Source organism: Pseudoxanthomonas wuyuanensis, from assembly GCF_900215535.1.
GTDB lineage: Bacteria > Pseudomonadota > Gammaproteobacteria > Xanthomonadales > Xanthomonadaceae > Pseudoxanthomonas_A > Pseudoxanthomonas_A wuyuanensis.
Map to the genome: position 1 here is coordinate 275,896 of NZ_OCND01000004.1, position 17,740 is coordinate 293,635.

The 17,740-nt window shown below is 68.6% G+C and carries 19 protein-coding genes; 12 read left to right on the forward strand and 7 right to left on the reverse strand.

Going from position 1 to position 17,740, the window contains the following annotated elements:
• Positions 1–3: 3 nt before the first annotated feature.
• The 3 genes from ispE to CRO39_RS10625 are packed head-to-tail and all read right to left on the reverse strand — an operon-like array spanning position 4 to position 3,223.
• Positions 4–888: a 4-(cytidine 5'-diphospho)-2-C-methyl-D-erythritol kinase gene (ispE, locus tag CRO39_RS10615; protein ID WP_097121911.1), complete on the reverse strand. Its 885-nt coding sequence runs from the start codon at positions 886–888 to the stop codon at positions 4–6.
• On the reverse strand, positions 885–1,544 hold the full coding sequence (lolB, locus tag CRO39_RS10620; protein WP_097121912.1) for a lipoprotein insertase outer membrane protein LolB: 660 nt from the start codon (positions 1,542–1,544) through the stop codon (positions 885–887). Before lolB ends, ispE begins: the two co-directional genes overlap by 4 nt.
• A complete protein-coding gene (locus CRO39_RS10625) occupies positions 1,541–3,223 on the reverse strand; it encodes a tetratricopeptide repeat protein (RefSeq protein WP_097121913.1) in 1,683 nt (560 codons plus the stop codon). Before CRO39_RS10625 ends, lolB begins: the two co-directional genes overlap by 4 nt.
• Positions 3,224–3,289: 66 nt before the next feature.
• Between CRO39_RS10625 and hemA the strand changes: the two genes are divergently transcribed.
• From hemA to CRO39_RS21340, 8 genes are all read left to right on the forward strand, one after another.
• Positions 3,290–4,570 (forward strand): glutamyl-tRNA reductase, encoded by a 1,281-nt coding sequence (gene hemA, locus CRO39_RS10630; protein ID WP_097121914.1) that lies wholly within the window; start codon positions 3,290–3,292, stop codon positions 4,568–4,570.
• A complete protein-coding gene (gene prfA / locus CRO39_RS10635) occupies positions 4,548–5,633 on the forward strand; it encodes a peptide chain release factor 1 (RefSeq protein WP_097121915.1) in 1,086 nt (361 codons plus the stop codon). Before hemA ends, prfA begins: the two co-directional genes overlap by 23 nt.
• Complete coding sequence (locus tag CRO39_RS10640) at positions 5,630–6,082, forward strand: GNAT family N-acetyltransferase (protein WP_097121916.1); 453 nt, start codon at positions 5,630–5,632, stop codon at positions 6,080–6,082. The genes prfA and CRO39_RS10640 overlap by 4 nt, the downstream gene beginning before the upstream one ends.
• A complete protein-coding gene (locus CRO39_RS10645; protein ID WP_097121917.1) occupies positions 6,079–7,791 on the forward strand; it encodes an O-linked N-acetylglucosamine transferase, SPINDLY family protein in 1,713 nt (570 codons plus the stop codon). The genes CRO39_RS10640 and CRO39_RS10645 overlap by 4 nt, the downstream gene beginning before the upstream one ends.
• An 80-nt stretch (positions 7,792–7,871) precedes the next feature.
• Entirely contained in the window at positions 7,872–8,390 is a 519-nt protein-coding gene (moaB, locus tag CRO39_RS10650) for a molybdenum cofactor biosynthesis protein B (protein WP_097121918.1), read from the forward strand.
• A 4-nt stretch (positions 8,391–8,394) separates the two neighbouring features.
• Positions 8,395–8,730: a helix-turn-helix domain-containing protein gene (locus CRO39_RS10655; protein WP_097121919.1), complete on the forward strand. Its 336-nt coding sequence runs from the start codon at positions 8,395–8,397 to the stop codon at positions 8,728–8,730.
• 52 nt (positions 8,731–8,782) lie between these two features.
• On the forward strand, positions 8,783–9,565 hold the full coding sequence (ppk2, locus tag CRO39_RS10660) for a polyphosphate kinase 2 (RefSeq protein WP_097121920.1): 783 nt from the start codon (positions 8,783–8,785) through the stop codon (positions 9,563–9,565).
• Positions 9,566–10,010: 445 nt separating this feature from the next.
• Complete coding sequence (locus tag CRO39_RS21340) at positions 10,011–12,071, forward strand: glycosyl hydrolase family 18 protein (protein WP_425479681.1); 2,061 nt, start codon at positions 10,011–10,013, stop codon at positions 12,069–12,071.
• 159 nt (positions 12,072–12,230) lie between these two features.
• On the opposite strand, the gene CRO39_RS10670 is transcribed toward CRO39_RS21340, so the two are convergent.
• The 3 genes from CRO39_RS10670 to CRO39_RS10680 are packed head-to-tail and all read right to left on the reverse strand — an operon-like array spanning position 12,231 to position 14,374.
• Positions 12,231–12,497 carry an acylphosphatase gene (locus CRO39_RS10670; RefSeq protein WP_097121921.1) on the reverse strand — a complete coding sequence of 89 codons (267 nt, stop codon included), beginning with the start codon at positions 12,495–12,497 and terminating at the stop codon, positions 12,231–12,233.
• A 3-nt stretch (positions 12,498–12,500) separates the two neighbouring features.
• Positions 12,501–13,100 (reverse strand): TlpA family protein disulfide reductase, encoded by a 600-nt coding sequence (locus tag CRO39_RS10675; RefSeq protein WP_097121922.1) that lies wholly within the window; start codon positions 13,098–13,100, stop codon positions 12,501–12,503.
• On the reverse strand, positions 13,097–14,374 hold the full coding sequence (locus tag CRO39_RS10680; protein ID WP_097121923.1) for a YihY family inner membrane protein: 1,278 nt from the start codon (positions 14,372–14,374) through the stop codon (positions 13,097–13,099). Before CRO39_RS10680 ends, CRO39_RS10675 begins: the two co-directional genes overlap by 4 nt.
• 114 nt (positions 14,375–14,488) lie before the next feature.
• Between CRO39_RS10680 and wrbA the strand changes: the two genes are divergently transcribed.
• From wrbA to CRO39_RS10700, 4 genes are read left to right on the forward strand one after another with little or no spacing between them, the layout of a single operon-like run.
• Positions 14,489–15,088, forward strand: coding sequence for an NAD(P)H:quinone oxidoreductase (gene wrbA, locus CRO39_RS10685; protein ID WP_097121924.1), 600 nt, complete (start codon positions 14,489–14,491; stop codon positions 15,086–15,088).
• Entirely contained in the window at positions 15,085–15,429 is a 345-nt protein-coding gene (locus CRO39_RS10690; RefSeq protein ID WP_097121925.1) for a DUF2069 domain-containing protein, read from the forward strand. The genes wrbA and CRO39_RS10690 overlap by 4 nt, the downstream gene beginning before the upstream one ends.
• Positions 15,430–15,434: 5 nt before the next feature.
• Positions 15,435–16,145, forward strand: a complete 711-nt coding sequence (locus CRO39_RS10695; RefSeq protein ID WP_097121926.1) for a hypothetical protein — start codon at positions 15,435–15,437, stop codon at positions 16,143–16,145.
• 23 nt (positions 16,146–16,168) lie between these two features.
• The gene (locus CRO39_RS10700; protein ID WP_097121927.1) at positions 16,169–16,657 is read left to right on the forward strand and encodes an asparaginase domain-containing protein; all 489 of its coding nucleotides are present in this window, start codon (positions 16,169–16,171) and stop codon (positions 16,655–16,657) included.
• A 45-nt stretch (positions 16,658–16,702) separates the two neighbouring features.
• Here the strand turns inward: CRO39_RS10700 and pip are convergent, their stop codons facing one another.
• On the reverse strand, positions 16,703–17,644 hold the full coding sequence (gene pip / locus CRO39_RS10705) for a prolyl aminopeptidase (RefSeq protein WP_097121928.1): 942 nt from the start codon (positions 17,642–17,644) through the stop codon (positions 16,703–16,705).
• Between the last annotated feature and the right edge of the window lie 96 nt (positions 17,645–17,740).

Here is a 17,740-nt window from a genome sequence, read left to right on the forward strand (position 1 = left end):
CGCTTACACCGGTTCCGTCAGGGAGGCCTGCAAAGGCGAGCGCGAGGCGCCGGCGACCGTCCAGGCGCGCAGCCCGGACAGTTCCGCCAGGCCGGCTTCGGCCGAAGCGCGATCAGCGAATTCGACAAAGCAGCCGCTGCCTGAGCCGGTCAAGCGTGGTCTGCCGATACGCGCCAAGGCCCGGAACGCGGCCTCGATGGCCGGTTCGCGGCGGCGCAGCACCGGCTCGAACGCATTGCCGAGCAGGTTTCCCGAAACGAAGTCGGATATTTTCGCGGGTGCGGCTTGGCGCGTCAAATCCGGGGCAGCGAAAAGTTCGGCCGTGGGCACGTGAACGCCCGGATCGACCAGCACATACCAGGCCGGCGGCAGCGCCAGCGGGGTCAGTTCCTCGCCCACGCCCTCGGCCCAGGCGTTGTCGCCACGCACGAAGACCGGCACGTCGGCGCCCAGGCGCAGGCCGAGATCCGCCAGCGTCGATGTATCGAGCCGTAGCCGCCAGAGCCGGTTCAGCGCCACCAGCACGGTTGCGGCATCGGACGAACCGCCGCCGAAGCCGCCACCGGCCGGAATGCGCTTTTCGACGGAGATGTCCGCACCCAAAGGCGAATTCGATGCCGTTTTAAGAAGTTTTGCCGCCCGCACCAGCAGGTCCTGGTCGGCGCTGACGCCCGGCACCGACTCGCCGAACCGGCTGATGGCGCCATCGTCGCGTGGCCGCAGATGCACCGTGTCGCCCCACTCCAGCAGCCGGAACACGGTCTGCAGCTGGTGGTAGCCATCCGCGCGCCGCCCGACGATTTGCAGGAACAGGTTCAGCTTGGCCGGCGCCGGCCAGGCCGACCAGCCCTCCGCAGCGGGGTACGGGTCCCGGGAACCTCCGCTCACGGCGAGCCGATGTCCCACTGGTCGACGATCAGGCGTACCCGCGCGGTCGCCCGCGAAGCTTCGACACGGCGCGGCATTGCCGGGCGCTCGCCTTCCGGTTCGAACCAATCCTGATAGTCGATGCGCCAGTCCTGCTCGCGCAGACTGCGCAGGCGGCCGTCGGCGGCGAATTCCACCTGCGCCGGCCCGTCGCTGCGGTAGGAGGCGTCCGCCACGCCGCGCGCCCAGCGCACCAGCGACTGCAGCGGGATGTCCCATCCGGTCGCCTCGCGCAGCAGCTGTTCGGCATCCTCGCCTTCGCGCACGCCGCCTTCCAGCCCTTCCAGGCGGCCGGCCCGGCTGTGCAGATCGCCGGTCAGCCGCCAGCTCTGCCGGGTCACCGGGGCGCTCAGCGAGACTTCGTAGCGCTCGTCGTCCTGGCGCCATTCGATGCGGCCATTGCCGCCCTTGCCCTGCTGGCTGACCGCCACCCGTCCCTGGAACTGCCAGTCGGGACGCGCGCCAAGCCAGGCTTCGCGCGTGGCCTGGCGGGCCTGCGCCGCAGCGATGGCGGTCGGATCGGTCAGTTGCGGGGACGGTTGCGGGCGGACGCCGCGGCTGGCGCAGCCGCCCAGCGCCAGCGCTGCGGCCGCGACTAGGAACGCTTTCCCGATCATGCGCCGGTCTTCTCCAGGGCGCGCTGCAGCGAGCGGTTCTCGGGGTCCAGCTTGCGCGCTTCCTCGAAATAGCGGCGCGCCTCGTCCTTCTGCCCCATCACCCACAGCACTTCGGCGACGTGCGCGGCGATTTCGGCATCCTTGCGCAAAGTGTAGGCGCGCCGCAGCTCCGCCAGCGCGTCGGCGTTGCGGCCCAGCCGGTACAGCACCCAGCCGTAGCTGTCGATGATGGCGGCGTCTTCCGGCGCCGCGGCGCGGGCGCGGTCGATCAGTTCCAGCGCTTCCTGGTAACGGGTGGTGCGGTCGGCCAGGGTGTAGCCCAGCGCATTGAGCGCGGCGACGTTTTCCGGGTCGATCACCAGGATCTTGCGGAAATCGGCTTCGGCGCGGTCGATGCGGTCGCGCCGTTCCCAGGCCAGGCCGCGCGAGTACAGCAGCGCCAGATCGTCCGGATAGGCGGCCAGCGCGCGCGCGAACACGTCCAGTTCGCCGGCGTCGTCTTCGTCCTTCTGCCGCAGTTCGGCTTCCAGCAGGTAGGCATTGCGGCGGGCATCGTCCTCGCTGCCGGCATCGCCCTGCAACCGGCGCACTTCGGCATAGGCCTCGTCCTTGCGCTCCAGCTGATGCAGCGTGCTGACCGCACGCAGCTGCGCCTCGGCGCGCTGTTCGCCGCCGGGCACGCTGCGGTACCAGTCCAGCGCCTCCTGCGGCCGCTTCAGGAACTCGGCGATCTGCCCCAGCAGCAGGCGCCGGTCGGGACTGAACTGGTCAGCGCCGGCCGCCGCTGCGGATTGCTGGCGCAGTTCCTCATAAAGCTCGCCCAGCGCAATATTGTCTTCGGCCTTGGCCAGCAGCGAAGCGCGCAGGCCATAGGTCAGCGTGTCCTGCGGGCCCTGCGCCAGCGCCTGCGAAGCGGCCACCGGATCGCCCAGGCGGTCGTATTCCTCGGCCAGGCTGAGCCGGACCGCGCTGTCCTCCGCCGCCGCCGGCAGCAGCCCGTCCAGCACCTTGCGCGCCTGATCGGTCTTTTCCGCCCGGGTCAGCTGGCGCGCATGCAGCAGGGCCACGCGCGGTTCCTGCGGGAAACGGCGGACCACTTCGCCGACGATGCGCTCGGACAGCGCCTGCTGATCCAGTTGCTGGGCCAGGCCGGCAAAGGCCAGCCAGGCTTCCAGTTTGGCCGGAATGGCGCCTTCGTCGACCAGTTCGCCCAGCAGGCGCGCCGACAGTTGCGGATCCCGGCCGCCGCTTCCCAACGCGGCCAGCGCATGGCGCCAGCCCGTGTCGTCGGTTTCGCGCAGCAGGCCCAGCAGCTCGCGCCGCGCCGCCCTGGCCTTGCCCTGGCGCAGCGCCAGGGTGGCTTCGGCGGTCCGCATGGCCAGCGATTCCGGCGCGCGCTGCCGCCACAGTTTCAGCGTCTGCGCGGCGCGTGCGTCATCGTTGGCCAGCAGGGCGATACGGGTGGCGCGCTCGGCCAGACCGGCGTCGTCGTCCTGCTGCGCCGCCTGCAGATACCAGCGCGAAGCCTCCGGCAGCTGCCCGGCCTGCAGGGCGAATTCGCCGGCCATCACCGCGGCCAGCGGGTCTTCGGCGGGCGCCGGTTTGCGCGCGGCCTGCGCCGGCTGCGACAGGGCCAGCGCCAGCAGCGCGGCAACGGTGATACGAATCATTGCGGGCATAAGCATCGAGCGGGCCGTAAAATAGGGACCCTTACCAGCCAGCAGCTTAGCGCAAGCACCTGAACGATGACGTTGTGGGTTCTCGGACTCAACCACCAGACCGCGCCGGTCGAACTGCGCGAACGCGTCGCGTTCGACGCCGGGTCGCTGCCGCGCGCGCTGTCCTCGCTGCGCGCCCTGCCGCGGGTGGATGAAGCGGCGCTGCTGTCGACCTGCAACCGCACCGAGCTGTACGCGGTGGCCGAAGACGGCGACGTGCTGGCGACCTGGCTGGCCGACCACGCGCCCGGCCTGGAGGGCTACCTGTACCGGCACCGCGACGCCGCTGCGGTCCGCCACCTGTTCCGGGTCGCCACCGGACTGGATTCGATGGTGCTGGGCGAGCCGCAGATCCTCGGCCAGGTCAAGGATGCCTGGGCCAGCGCGCGTGAGCACGGCGCGCTGGGCAATCGCCTGGACCGGCTGTTCCAGCAGACCTTCTCGGTGGCCAAGCGCGCGCGCACCGATACCCGGGTCGGCGCCAACCCGGTGTCGGTGGCCTCGACCGCGGTACGGCTGGCGCAGAGTTCGTTCGCCCGGCTCAGCGACTCGACGGTGCTGCTGATCGGCGCCGGCGAGACCATCGAACTGGCCGCCCGCCACCTCAGCGAAGGCCGGGTGCAGCGCCTGCTGATCGCCAACCGCACGCTGGCCCACGCCCAGGAGCTGGCGTTGCGCCATGGCGGCTATGCGCTGCCGCTGACCGAACTGTCCCGCCATCTGGGCGAAGCGGACGTGGTGTTTTCGGCCACCGCCAGCCGCGAGCCGGTGCTGACCCGCGACGATGTTTCCATGGCGCTGGGCACGCGCAAGCACAAGCCGATGCTGCTGTTCGACCTGGCGGTGCCGCGCGACATCGAACCCGCCGTCGCCGGCCTGGCCGACGCCTACCTGTACACCGTCGACGATCTGGAACGCGCGGTCGAAGACAATCGCCGCAGCCGCCGCGAAGCCGCCGAGGCGGCCGAAACCATCATCGACCTGCAGGTCACGCGCTACGTCGAAACCCTGGAGGCCAGCGCCCGCCAGCAGCCGCTCAAGCGCCTGCGCGCGCTGGGCGATGCGACCCGCGACGACGTGCTGGCCAAGGCGCGCCAGCAACTGGTCAACGGCCGCAACCCCGACGAGGTGCTGGACTTCCTGGCCCATACGCTGACCAACCGGTTGCTGCATCCGCCGACCGCGGCGCTGCGCGAAGCCGCGCTCAGCGGCGACGCCGAGCTGGCGCGCGCGGCCGACAGGCTGTTCCCGGCGCAGCCGCCCTACTCCCATTCCAAGAAATCCGATGACACCGACCCTGCGCCGTAAACTCGAGGCGCTGGCCGAGCGCCGCGAAGAACTCGAACGCCTGCTGGCCGACCCGTCGGTGCTGGCCGACAACGATCGTTTCCGCAACTACTCGCGCGAATTCGCCCAGTTGCAGCCGCTGGTCACCGCGCTGGCCGAGGAAACCCGCGCCAAGCGCGACCTGGCCGCCGCCGAGGCCATGCGCGAGGACCCCGAACTGGCCGAGCTGGCCGCCGAGGAAATCGCCGCGGCGCAGACCCGCCTTGCCCAGTTGGAAGACGAACTGTCGCTGCTGCTGGTGCCCAAGGATGCCCGCGACGACGCCAACCTGTTCCTGGAAGTGCGCGCCGGCACCGGCGGCGATGAGGCGGCGATCTTCGCCGGCGATCTGTTCCGCATGTATGCGCGCTATGCCGAGCGCCAGGGCTGGAAGGTGGAGGTCGAATCCGACAGTCCCGGCGAACACGGCGGCTACAAGGAAATCGTCGCCCGCATCGTCGGCCGCGGCGCCTATTCCAAGCTCAAGTTCGAATCCGGCACCCACCGCGTGCAACGCGTGCCCGAGACCGAATCGCAGGGCCGCATCCACACTTCGGCCGCCACCGTGGCGATCATTCCGGAAGACGAAGCGGTCGATGATATCGTCGTCAATCCCGCCGATCTGCGCGTGGATACGTTCCGTTCCTCCGGCGCCGGCGGCCAGCACGTCAACAAGACCGATTCGGCCATCCGCATCACCCACCTGCCGACCGGCGTGGTGGTGGAATGCCAGACCGAGCGCTCGCAGCACGCCAACCGCGACAAGGCGATGAAGCGGCTGAAGGCGCAGTTGCTGGATGCCGAACGCAGCAAGCAACTGGCCGCGCAGGCCGAATCGCGCAAGCTGCAGGTCGGCAGCGGCGACCGCAGCCAGCGCATCCGCACCTACAACTTCCCGCAGGGCCGCATCACCGATCACCGGGTCGACGGCCTGACCCTGTACGACCTGCCCAACATCATCCAGGGCAACCTGGACGAACTGATCGACCGCCTGACCCGCGAACACCAGGCCGAAGAACTGGCCCGCCTGTCGGAGGCCGCATGAGCGTGACCGTCGCCCGCGCCGGGCTGGATGATGTGGACGCGCTGGCGCCGCTGTTCGCCGCCTATCGCGCGTTCTATGCCCAGACCGATGACCTGCCGCTGGCGCGCGCCTTTCTGCACGAGCGGATGCGACACGGCGAATCGGTGGCCCTGCTGGCGCGGCTGGACGGCAATGCCGCCGGTTTCGTGCAGCTGTACCCGTCGTTCTCGTCGGTCAGCGCGGCGCGCATCTGGATTCTCAACGATCTGTTCGTCGCTGCGGCCGCCCGTCGCCGCGGCGTTGCGCAGGCGCTGCTGGAGGCCGCCAGCGCTTTCGCCCGCAGCGATGGCGCCATCCGGCTGGAACTGGAAACCGACCTCGGCAACGACGCGGCGCAGGCGCTGTACAGGGCGATGGGCTGGCAGTCGTTCGACGGCACCTTGCGCTTCCGGCTGCCGCTGGCAGGATGAACGAACCCGCGCCGCCCGCCGAACTGTCGCGCCTGCGCGCGGAGCTGCAACGCAATCCGGCCGACTTCATCGCCTGGGTGATGCTGGCCGATGCCGAGATGGATCGCGGCGATGGCGCCGCCGGTCTGGCCGCGGCGCAGCGCGCGCTGGCGTTGCGTCCCGGCCACCCGGAAGCGCTGGCGCGGTTGGGACGCGTGCACTGGATGCAGGGGCGGCACGCGGAAGCGGCGACGGCTCTGCGTCAGGCACTGGCGCAGGCGCCGCAGCACCCCGGCATTGCGCTGTGGCTGGGCCACGCGCTCGAAGATGCCGGCCAGGCCGAGGACGCCGCACAAGCCTACCAACACGCGTACCGGTTGATGCCGCAGGAACCGATGTTCGCCGCGCATCTGCTGAACTGGCGCCGCAAGCTGTGCGACTGGCGCGATCTGGATGCGCTGGCGGCGCAGGTTCGCGGTGCCGTCGCACAGGGCCAGGCCGCGGTGGAACCGTTCGCGTTCCTCAGCGAGGATGCCTCGCCCGCCGAACAGCTGGCCTGCGCCAGACTGCGCGCACGCGACGTGGCCGCGAGCAGCGCAGCGCTTGCGTCGCCGGTGCGCGGCGCGGAGGCGGACGGCAGCGCCAGACTGCGGCTCGGTTTCCTGTCCAACGGCTTCGGCGCGCACCCCACCGGGTTGCTGACCGTGCGGTTGTTCGAAGCGCTGGCCGCGCATGGCGATATCGAAACGCATCTCTTCGCGCTCAACCGCGACGATGGCAGCGCCATCCGCCAGCGCCTGCAGGCGGCAGCGCGATTGCACGGGATTACCGGCTGGCCGCATCGCCGCACCGCCGAGTTCATCCACGAACAGGGTATCGAGGTGCTGTTCGATCTGCGCGGCTGGGGCGGCGGCGGCGCGCCCGAGGTGCTGGCAATGCGGCCGGCACCGGTGCAGGTCAACTGGCTGGCCTATCCGGGCACCTCCGGCGCGCCCTGGATCGACTACGTACTGGCCGATGCGTTCGTACTGCCGCAGGCGCTGGAAAGCGCCTACTCCGAAACCGCAATCCGGCTGCCGCGCTGCTTCCAGCCCTCGGACACGGCACGGGAAATCGCCGCGCCGCCCAGCCGCGCCGATTGCGGTCTGCCGGAAACCGGCATGGTGTATTGCTGCTTCAACAACAGCTACAAGATCAACCCGGCCAGCTTTACGCGGATGATGGCGGTGCTGTCGCAGGTTCCCGGCAGCGTGCTGTGGTTGCTGTCGGGCCCTGGACTGGCCGATGCGCGGTTGCGCGAACAGGCGCAGCGCGCGGGCATCGACGCCTCGCGGCTGGTGTTCATGCGCAAGCTGCCGCATGCCGACTACATGAGCCGCTACCGGCATGCCGATCTCTTTCTCGACACCGCCCCCTACAACGCCCACACCACCGCCTCCGATGCGTTGTGGGCCGGCTGCCCGGTGCTGACCCTGCCCGGCCAGACCTTTGCCTCGCGCGTGGCCGGCAGCCTCAACCATCATCTCGGCATGGATGAGATGAACGTCGGCAGCGATGAGGCTTTCATCGCGCAGGCGGTGCGCCTGGGCAACGATGCCGGTGCCCGCGAAGCGCTGGGACAGCGGCTCGGGCAGCGGCGGGCGCAGTCCGGCCTGTTCGATATGGACGGCTTTGCGCAGGATTTCAGCGATGCCGCGCGCGCCATGGCGCAATCCGGGCAGCGCCGCTGAGGCTTGCGGACCAGGCCACCCGAACGCCGGCTTTACCGTCTTGCTGTTCCATCGGCAGGTCCTGCTGCTACCCTGCGCGCATGGTCAATCAAGCCGATTTCGTTGCGCTGAACCTGTGCCTGCTGACGGTGTCGGACACGCGCACGCTGGATGACGACAAATCCGGCGACTACCTGGCCCAGGCCTGCGCCGAAGCCGGGCACCGGCTGTTCGAACGCGACATCGCGCCCGACGATCGCTACCGGCTGCGCGCCATCGTTTCGCGCTGGATCGCCGATCCGGCCGTGGACGGCGTCCTGGTCACCGGTGGCACCGGCTTCACCGGCCGCGACTCCACGCCCGAAGCGCTGTTGCCGCTGCTGGACAAGCAGATGCCCGGTTTCGGCGAGCTGTTCCGCCAGATCAGCTTCGAGGAAATCGGCACTTCGTCGCTGCAGTCGCGCGCCTTCGCCGGACTGGCCAACCAGACCTTCGTGTTCTGCCTGCCGGGTTCGACCTCGGCCTGCCGTACCGCCTGGGAGAAGATCATCCGGGCGCAACTGGACGCGCGTACCCGCCCCTGCAACCTGGCCACGTTGCGCCCCCGCCTGAAGGAGTGAACGCATGTCGCTGGATACCACGCTGCGGCTGTTGGCCAAGGCCAGCGGCATGACCGCCAGCGATATTGCCGCCGCCATCCCGCGCGCCGGTGCGGCGACGGTCAAAGCCTGGATGAGCGGAGACAGGCTGCCGGGCAAGGATCAGCTGTCCGCCCTGGCCCGCGCCTTCGGCGTACCGGCCGGCGCGCTGCTGTCGGAACTGGCCACCACGCTGGATCCGGCGCGGACCAAGGGCGAGCACGATCTGCTGGCGGCCTACCGCGAACTCTCCACCCGCCAGCAGGGAGCGTTGCTGGAAGTGGCCCGCAGCATGGCCAGCCACCGGCGACGCAGTCGCTGACCGGTTCCGCAAGGCCGGCCTGGCGCGCGGCCGCCGTCAACGGAGTGCCCCGATGAGAAAGCTCAACCGCAAGGAATACGAGAAACTGCTGAAGCCGCTGCAACTGGAGCTGGCGGCGATGGCCCGCTGGCTGCAGTACACCGGCAACCGCCTGCTGGTGCTGGTGGAAGGCCGCGATACCGCCGGCAAGGGCGGCGTCATCAATGCCATCAGCGAGCATCTGAACCCGCGCCAGTGCCGCATCGTCGCCCTGCCCAAGCCAAGCGAGCGCGAAAGCAGCCAGTGGTATCTGCAGCGCTATATCGCCCATCTGCCGGCCGCCGGCGAGATCGTGCTGATGGACCGCAGCTGGTACAACCGCGCCGGCGTCGAGAAGGTGATGGGCTATTGCAGCCAGGAGCAGTACCAGGCCTTCCTGAAACAGGCGCCAGTATTCGAAAAAGCCCTGGTCGATGACGGCATCCTGCTGTTCAAGTACTGGCTGGCGGTGGACCAGGCGCAACAGGAAAAGCGGTTTGCCGAGCGCGCCGACGAGCCGCTCAAGAGCTGGAAGCTCTCTCCCGTCGATCTGAAGGCGCGGGAAAAATATGCCGAATACACCGCCGCCCGCGAAGCGATGCTCAAGGCCACGCATACGCGCCACGCGCCATGGGCGCTGGTGGACTGCAACGAACAACGTACCGGACGGCTGACGCTGATCCGGCATCTGCTGGACCGCTTGCCGGACATCGCGGTGCCGCAGGAGCCGCTGGGGCTGCCGCCGCTCAAGCGCCGGCCGCTCAAGGAAAGCTACGGCGTACTCAAGCCCTTGCCGGCTTTCGGCGCCACCGGCTAGCCACCGCCAGGCCGTCGGCCTTGCCGAACGAGACTGGCGGGACAGGCGCTGGCCGGCGCCGGCAATACGCAGCCATGCGCTGACATCAGCGGACATCCTCGATGTCCGCAACTGCGCGGACGCCAGTCCCTTGCGACATCGGCATCCGCACCGGCTGTCCGCACGCGCGCCCATCGATGGTTGCCACTGACCGTTTCGCTACCCGCGCAGACGCTGCAAGTCGCATCCCTTTCCGCTACATCCGCTTACCTGGCCAACTCTTCCGTTTCAGGCACGCAATCACATTCCGGCCGATCCGCGTCAGGCATACATGGCCCCGCCTGGCAGAGAACACGGCGCGTTCCGGCATTGCGGACGCCGCCTCCGCACAGGCCGGACCGTGCCGACAGCCCCCCGCCATCGTCGGCTCCTGATTTCAACCCTGCTATGCAACGGGAGAAGCATCATGTTGGTGAGACTGGGAATACGAGGCCTGCTGGCCTGCGCGTTGGCGATGGCGTGGCTTTCGAGCGCATCGGCGCAAACCGTCAGTTGCGCCGGCGTTCCGGCCTGGAGCGCATCGGCCATCTACAACGCCGGCGATAGGATGACCTACCAGAACCGGCTGTACGAAGCGCTCGTCAACATCTGGAATGCGCCGCCCACGCACTGCCCCAGTTGCGGCTGGTACCAGGATCTGGGCGCATGCGGCACCGGCGGCGGCAACCAGCCGCCCAGCGTGGCGCTGACCGCACCGGCCAACGGCGCCACGTTCGCCGCCGGCGCCAACATCACCGTCTCGGCCAATGCCAGCGACAGCGATGGCAACGTGACCCAGGTGCAGTTCTTCCGTGGCGGCACCTCGCTGGGCGTCGACAGCAGCGCCCCCTACAGCGTGACCTGGAGCAACGCCGCCGCCGGCAGCTACGCGCTGACCGCGGTCGCCACCGACAACAGCGGCGCCACCGCCACGTCGGCCACGCGCAATATCACCGTCAATCCGCCGCAGACCGGCGATGTCACTCCGCCCAGCGTGCCTGCCGGATTGAATTCGCCCTCGCGCACGTCCAGCAGCATCACCCTGGCGTGGACGGCGTCCACCGACAATCCCGGCGGCAGCGGCATGGCCGGCTACGACGTCTACCGCAACGGCAGCCTGATCGGCTCTCCCACCAATACCGGCTATACCGACAGCGGACTGACCGCGGCCACCGCCTACAGTTACCGGGTGCGCGCACGCGACAATGCCGGCAACGCATCGGCACAAAGCGCTGCCGTAAGCGTCAGTACCGCGCCTGGCTCCGGTGGCGGAGGCAACAAGCGCGTGCTGGGGTATTTCGTGCAGTGGGGCATCTACGCGCGCAACTACCGGGTCAGGAACATCGACACCAGCGGCACCGCGGCCAAGCTGACCCACATCAACTATGCCTTCGGCAATGTGCGCAACAACCGCTGCGAGGTCGGCGTCACCGTGCCGACCAACGAGGCCACCGGTGCCGGCGGCGACGCCTTTGCCGACTACACCAAGGCCTTCAGCGCGGCCGAAAGCGTCGACGGCGTGGCCGATACCTGGGACCAGCCGTTGCGCGGCAACTGGAATCAGCTCAAGAAGCTGAAAGCCAGGCACCCGCAACTGAAGGTGCTGATCTCGCTGGGCGGCTGGACCTGGTCGCGCGGTTTTTCCGAGGCAGCCAAGCCGGCCAACCGGCAGGCGTTCGTGGCCTCGTGCATCGATGCCTACATCCGCGGCAACCTGCCGGTCACCGATGGTGCCGGCGGCACCGGAGCGGCTGCAGGCGTGTTCGACGGCATCGACATCGACTGGGAATACCCCAACGCCTGCGGCCTGAGCTGCGGCAGCGCCGAGGACCGCGCCAACTTCACCGCGTTGCTGGCCGAGTTCCGCAGCCAGTTGAATGCCGTGCGCCCCGGCCTGCTGCTGACCGTGGCGGTCGGCGCCGGCATCGACAAGATTGCCGCCACCGATCCGGGCCAGTACGCGCAGCACCTGGATTTCATCAACGTGATGAGCTACGACTTCCACGGCGGCTGGGAATCGCGCACCAACCATCATTCGGCGTTGTTCGCCTCGCCCAACGACCCGTCCACCGGCGATGTGCGCTACTACAACAGCAACGACGCCATCGAGGCATTCCTGCAGCGCGGCGTGCCGGCCAGCAAGCTCAACCTGGGCGTCGGCTTCTACGGTCGCGGCTGGACCAACGTGGCCAACGTCAACAACGGCCTGTACCAGAGCGGCAGCGCCGCGCCGGGCACGTACGAGGCGGGCATCGAGGACTACAAGGTGTTGAAGGACCGGCCGGGCACGGTCTACACCGACGCCAATGCGCGTGCGACCTGGAAATACGACGGCAACACATTCTGGAGTTTCGATACGCCGGCGCTGATCACCGAGAAAATGGGTTACACCAAGGCCCAGGGCCTGGGCGGCGCGTTCTTCTGGGAGCTGAGCGGCGACGATGCGCAGGGCACCCTGGCCAAGACCATGGCCGCGGGATTGGAGTAACCAGTGCCAAACACGGGGAGGAAGCGGCCACGCAGCGCTTCCTCCCCATGCCCTTGTAGGAGCGATCTCAGTCGCGACTGACGTCGCTCCTGCACAGGGAACCCGTAGGGTGCGGCGCGCCGCACCATCGCCCCAGCGCGCTGTGCGCCCTGGCGCACCTCAGCCCGTCACGAAGCCCTCGTTGACGGGGCCGTCCCAGGCGCTGCGCTCGACCCGCTCCACGCGCGCGGCCGGCGGGCCCTGGTGCAACCAGGCTTCCAGCGCGTCCAGCGCGGTAGCCCCGCCCTTGGCCACCACTTCCACCCGGCCGTCGGGAAGGTTGGTGGCGCGGCCGGACAGGCCCAGGTCCAGCGCGCGCTCGCAGGTGGAGGCGCGGAAGAACACGCCCTGCACTTTCCCTGCGATCAGGAAACGCGCCGCAGCCACCGCTTACGCCCCGGTCTTCGGACCGCCGGCGGCCTCGATTGCGGCTTCGATTTCGTGGGCCGTCACCGGCCCGAGAAACCGTTTGGCAAGCCTGCCATCCGGTGCGATCAGATAGGTCAGCGGCAACCCGCGCGGGGTGGCGAAGTCGGCCGGCGGATCGTAGACGTCGAGGATCGCGATCGGATAGACCACCGGCCGTTCCCGCAGGAATGCGCGCATCGCCTCGGGCTCGATTTCCTCGTAGGCCAGCCCGACCACTTCGATGTGCTCGCGCATCGCGTCCAGCGCCGACAGCTCGGGCATTTCCTTCAGGCATGGCGCGCACCAGGTCGCCCAGAAATTGACCACCACCCAGCGCCCGCGGCGTGCGGCCAGATCGTAGGTCTGCCCGTCCACCGTTTCGACCACCAGCGATGGCATGGCCGCGGTTTTCCCGGTCTCGCCCTTGCCGGACTCCGCCGCAGGCGCCGGCGATGACGGCCCGGCCGGGGCCTGCTGCGCTGGCGGCGTCGCTGGCTGCTGCTGGCAACCGGTGAACAGCGCGCCGGTAAACAGCATGGCCGCCAATGCCGGCGCGAGTCCTGTTGCCTGTCTTCTGCTCATGGATGTTTCCCGCCCGGTTCCCGGTAGATGTCGCTGACTTTCCGCTTCAGCAGCTCGCGCAATGGTACCCGCAGTTCGTCCAGCGCCAGCCGCGTCTCCACGCCCAGCGGGTCGCTGTGGCACGGCAGATGCGTTTCGGCGATAGGAATCCGCAGCTGGCAGGCTTCGTAGAGTTCGGCCAGGCTCATGTCGTCCAGGTCGCGCGACAACAACCACTCGCCGTCTTCGGCCCGCCGCAGCAGGTTGATGTCGGCCAGTTGGCCGAGCATCTGCTGGATCAGCGAATCGGTCAGCATCGGCTCCAGTTCCAGGATCTGATCGCTGTGCAGGCCGCGGCCTTCGGCGCGCGCCTGGTTGAAACGGCCCAGCATGCGCAGCAATCCGTACAGTTCGTAGCCCAGCGGCAAGCGCATCGCGACCGGCTGGTAGCGGAACGCGGCCATCGACGATGCCAGCGACGCGCCCAGCAGCACCGACACCCAGCACAGGTAGATCCACATCAGCAGGATCGGCGCGGAGGCGACCGCGCCGTAGATCTTCTGGTAGGTGTTGAAGCTGCTCAGGTAGAACCCCAGCGCCCACTTCATGATTTCCAGCAACACCGTGGCCAGCAGCGCGCCGGCCACCGCGTAGCGGATCTTGATGGTCCGGTGCGGCACCACCCGGTAGATCATCGCGATGCCGGCGAACTCGATCAGCACCGGCGTCAGGGTCAGCGCCAGCCGCTGCAGTACCTGGCCTTCGGCGGTAGCGAACACCGGCAGCGCAAAGAACTGCGCCGACATCGCCAGCGAAGCCGCCGCCACCAGCGCGCCCAGCGTCAACACGGTCCAGTACACCAGAAAGCGGGTGAACCTGGGCCGGCTGGAACTGACCCGCCAGATCCGGTTGAAGGTGGTCTCCACGCTGTTGAGCGTGATCAGCAGCGAAATCACCAGCACGATCACGCCGACCGCGGTCAGCTGGCCGGCGCTCTCGGTGAACCGGCGGAGATAGATCTCGGCCGAGCGCGCCGCGCTGGGCACGAAGTTGGAGAAGACGTAGTCGCTGAGTTCATTGCTCCAGCGTTCGAACACCGGGAACGCCGACAGCACCCCGAACACCACCATCGCCAGCGGCACCAGCGCGAACAGGGTCGTATACGCCAGCGCCGCCGCGGCCTGGAACAACCGGTCGTCGAGGAAGCGCTTGGCCAGGAAGCGGGCGAAGGTGCCGGCGCGCGCCCTGTCGCGGATGCGGTCGCTCCAGCGGTTCAATGAGTCCAGTGGCTCCATCGGGCGAAGGGTAACCGATGCGCAGATGCCTTGCCTGCCGCCACAGGCCTTCGCACTCACTCCGGGCGCCAACATCGCCGATACTACGCGGGTATTCATCGTTCGAGTGGGGACATGCCCGAAATCCTGGTGCTTTACTACAGCCGCGGCGGCTCGGTCGCGCGGCTGGCCCGGCAGATCGCCCGCGGTATCGGCGAAGTCGACGGCATGAGCGCGCGGCTGCGCACGGTGCCGCCGGTGGTGGCGGCCACCCAGCAGGCGCTGCCGCCGGTGCCGGAGGAAGGCGCGCCGTATGTGCAGGCGCGCGACCTGGACGAATGCGTCGGCCTGGTATTGGGCAGCCCCACCCGTTTCGGCAATATGGCCGCGCCGGTCAAGCATTTCATCGACGGCCTGGGTGCCCAGTGGGCCAGCGGCACGCTGGTCGACAAGCCGGCAGCGGTGTTCACCTCCACCGCCACGATGCACGGCGGCCAGGAGTCGACGCTGCTGTCGATGCAACTGCCGCTGCTGCATCACGGCTGCCTGATCGTCGGTATCCCGTTCACCGAGCCGCTGCTCAGCACCACCCGCAGCGGCGGTTCGCCGTACGGCGCCAGCCATGTCGCCGGCGGCGACGACGATCCGCAACTCAGCGACGACGAAGCCGCGCTGGCGCGCGCGCTGGGCCGGCGCGTGGCGGCAACCGCGCGCAGACTGGAAACGGTTCGATGAGCGGCACCGGCAGGCGCCTGTCGCGGGCCGTGCTGGGCACGGCGTTGTTCGCCTTGTCGGTGCTGTACTCGGTGTGGTTCCACGCCGACAAGCACTGGCTGGCGGCGATGCTGGTATTCGTCGTGCCGCCGCTGCTGATGCTGCTGGGCGTGTTGCGCGGCAGCGGCAAGGCCGCATTCTGGGCCGGCGTGTTCGGGCTGTTCTGGTTCAGCCACGGCGTCATGTCCGCTTACAGCCAGCCGGCATCGGCGCTGTACGCATGGCTGGAGATCGCGCTGGCGGTGACCATCGTCCTCAGCGCCAGCTGGCCGGGGCTGCGCGGGCGGTTCGGCAAGCGATGAGATTTATGTTCCGGAGCCTGTCGCTTGCCGGCGGGCTGATATGGTCGTGCGCCGCCGCAGCCGCCGGCGAACAGGCCTGTCAGCCGCAGCCCGGGCAGGGGGTGAAGAATGCCGACCAGTCCACCTTGTGGCTGCGCACCGAATGCCCGGAGCCGCACACGCGCGCCTACATCATCGAACTGAGCGAGCAGAGTGGCGGCCATCGCGATCGGCTGATCGTCGAACAGGATGTCGAGGAGGCGCCATGGGGCCATGCCAGCCTTGTCGATATCGACGGCGACGGCATGCACGAGGTCGAAGTCCGCGGCGCCTGCGGCGCCGGCCCCAACTGCATCGGAGACCTGTACCGCATCGATCGCGGCAACCGGCGCCTCTATCACTTTTTCAGCGGCGGCTATGCCGACCTGCAGGTCATCGACGGCCACCTGGTCGAAAGCGGCCGTGCCAGTTGCTGCTCCTGGGAATTCCACGGCTGGCGGCTGGACGAGCGCCCCGTTCTGCGCGACTACGACAACATGGACCTGATGGCCTGGGTCAGCGCCAGCGGCGACGAGGAAGGCAATGTCGCCGCGGTGGATTGCGCTTTCAGCCGGCGGAACGGCGATAATTGGCAGACGGTGCCGCCGCCCTCGCCCGCCTGGCTGCAGATCTGCCAGCACTATGGCCAGGCGTACCGGCTGACCACCCCCGAACAAGACAGGCAGAAGGCCGAGTGAGGCCTTTTGCGGGAGCTGACACGATGGAAGAACTGCTGATCGTCACCACCGGCGGCACGATCGACAAGATCTATTTCGACGACAAGTCCGATTTCCAGGTCGGCGAGCCGCAGATCGGCCGCATCCTGCAGGAACTTGGCGTGGCCTTCCGCTTCAACGTCATTCCCATCATCCGCAAGGATTCGCTGCACATCAGCGATGCCGACCGCGAGCTGGTGCGCGCCACCATCGCCGCGCAGGCCGCCCGCCATGTGCTGATCACCCATGGCACCGACAGCATGGTCGAAACGGCCAAGGTGCTGGCGTCGATTACCGACAAGACCATCGTACTGACCGGCGCGCTGAACCCGGCCCGCTTTCGCGGCTCGGACGCCGAGTTCAACATCGGCTGCGCGGTCGGCGCGGTGCAGTCGCTGCCGGCCGGCGTCTATATCGCCATGAACGGCCGCATCTGGGACCCGGCACGGGTGCGCAAGAACGTGGCGGCCAACCGCTTCGAAGCCATCGGCTGACGGTTTCCGTTCCGCCCGGCATGGCGCCGGGCGGATTTGCCCGGCTCAGGCGAACGAATCGGTCGCGCGCACCAGCGCGTCGATGTTCTCGGGCTCGAACGCCGAATGGCCCGAGGCCGGCGAGATTTCCAGCCTGGCCTTCGGCCAGGCCTTGTGCAGTTCCCAGGCGTTGGCGATCGGGCAGACCACATCGTAGCGGCCATGCACGATGACGCCGGGGATGTCGGCGATCTTCGGCGCATCGCGCAGCAGCTGATCCTCGACTTCGAAGAAGCCGCCATTGACGAAGTAGTGGTTCTCGATGCGCGCGAACGCCAGCGCGAACTCGGCATCCTCGTGGCCGCTGACGAAATCCTGGTCCACGTGCAGGAAGCTGGTGGCGCCCTCCCACACGCTCCAGGCCCGCGCGGCCGCCAGCCGCGTCTGCGCGTCGTCGGACGTCAGCCGGCGATGGAAGGCCGAAATCAGATCATGCCGCTCCACCGGCGGAATCGCCGCGATGTAATGCTCCCAGGCGTCCGGGAACAGCCGCGAGGCGCCTTCCTGGTAGAACCATTCCAGCTCCCAGCGGCGCAGCATGAAGATGCCGCGCAGCACCAGTTCGGTCACCTGCGCCGGATGGGCCTGCGCATAGGCCAGCGCCAGCGTCGAGCCCCAACTGCCGCCGAACACCTGCCAGCGGTCGATGCCCAGATGGCCGCGCAGCGTTTCGATATCCGCCACCAAGTGCCAGGTGGTGTTGTCGACCAGATCCGCATGCGGGGTGGAACGGCCGGAACCGCGCTGGTCGAACAGCACGATGCGGTACTTGGCCGGGTCATGGAAGCGGCGCATCTTCGGGCTGCAGCCGCCGCCGGGGCCGCCATGCAGCAGCACCACCGGCTTGCCGTTGGGATTGCCGCACTGTTCGTAGTACAGCGTGTGGCGGTCGTCGACCTTGAGGGTGCCGCTGTCGTACGGCTCGATTTCCGGGTAAAGAGTGCGCATAACTACTCCGTCAGGGCAGGCCGCTAGTTTAGCCGCTGCCAGGAGCACGGAAGTTCGGCCTGCCCCCCCTCCGCCTCCGCATGCCGACGGAGCGGC

Excerpts from the sequence above, each read along its gene's own strand:
- CRO39_RS10625 (WP_097121913.1), bottom strand. The coding sequence starts at position 3,223 with ATGCCCGCAATGATTCGTATCACCGTTGCCGCGCTGCTGGCGCTGGCC.
- CRO39_RS10690 (WP_097121925.1), top strand. The coding sequence starts at position 15,085 with ATGAGCGGCACCGGCAGGCGCCTGTCGCGGGCCGTGCTGGGCACGGCG.
- CRO39_RS21340 (WP_425479681.1), top strand. The coding sequence starts at position 10,011 with ATGTTGGTGAGACTGGGAATACGAGGCCTGCTGGCCTGCGCGTTGGCG.
- pip (WP_097121928.1), bottom strand. The coding sequence starts at position 17,644 with ATGCGCACTCTTTACCCGGAAATCGAGCCGTACGACAGCGGCACCCTC.
- wrbA (WP_097121924.1), top strand. The coding sequence starts at position 14,489 with ATGCCCGAAATCCTGGTGCTTTACTACAGCCGCGGCGGCTCGGTCGCG.
- hemA (WP_097121914.1), top strand. The coding sequence starts at position 3,290 with ATGACGTTGTGGGTTCTCGGACTCAACCACCAGACCGCGCCGGTCGAA.
- CRO39_RS10640 (WP_097121916.1), top strand. The coding sequence starts at position 5,630 with ATGAGCGTGACCGTCGCCCGCGCCGGGCTGGATGATGTGGACGCGCTG.
- moaB (WP_097121918.1), top strand. The coding sequence starts at position 7,872 with ATGGTCAATCAAGCCGATTTCGTTGCGCTGAACCTGTGCCTGCTGACG.
- CRO39_RS10675 (WP_097121922.1), bottom strand. The coding sequence starts at position 13,100 with ATGAGCAGAAGACAGGCAACAGGACTCGCGCCGGCATTGGCGGCCATG.
- lolB (WP_097121912.1), bottom strand. The coding sequence starts at position 1,544 with ATGATCGGGAAAGCGTTCCTAGTCGCGGCCGCAGCGCTGGCGCTGGGC.
- CRO39_RS10680 (WP_097121923.1), bottom strand. The coding sequence starts at position 14,374 with ATGGAGCCACTGGACTCATTGAACCGCTGGAGCGACCGCATCCGCGAC.
- CRO39_RS10695 (WP_097121926.1), top strand. The coding sequence starts at position 15,435 with ATGTTCCGGAGCCTGTCGCTTGCCGGCGGGCTGATATGGTCGTGCGCC.
- ppk2 (WP_097121920.1), top strand. The coding sequence starts at position 8,783 with ATGAGAAAGCTCAACCGCAAGGAATACGAGAAACTGCTGAAGCCGCTG.
- CRO39_RS10700 (WP_097121927.1), top strand. The coding sequence starts at position 16,169 with ATGGAAGAACTGCTGATCGTCACCACCGGCGGCACGATCGACAAGATC.
- prfA (WP_097121915.1), top strand. The coding sequence starts at position 4,548 with ATGACACCGACCCTGCGCCGTAAACTCGAGGCGCTGGCCGAGCGCCGC.
- CRO39_RS10655 (WP_097121919.1), top strand. The coding sequence starts at position 8,395 with ATGTCGCTGGATACCACGCTGCGGCTGTTGGCCAAGGCCAGCGGCATG.
- CRO39_RS10645 (WP_097121917.1), top strand. The coding sequence starts at position 6,079 with ATGAACGAACCCGCGCCGCCCGCCGAACTGTCGCGCCTGCGCGCGGAG.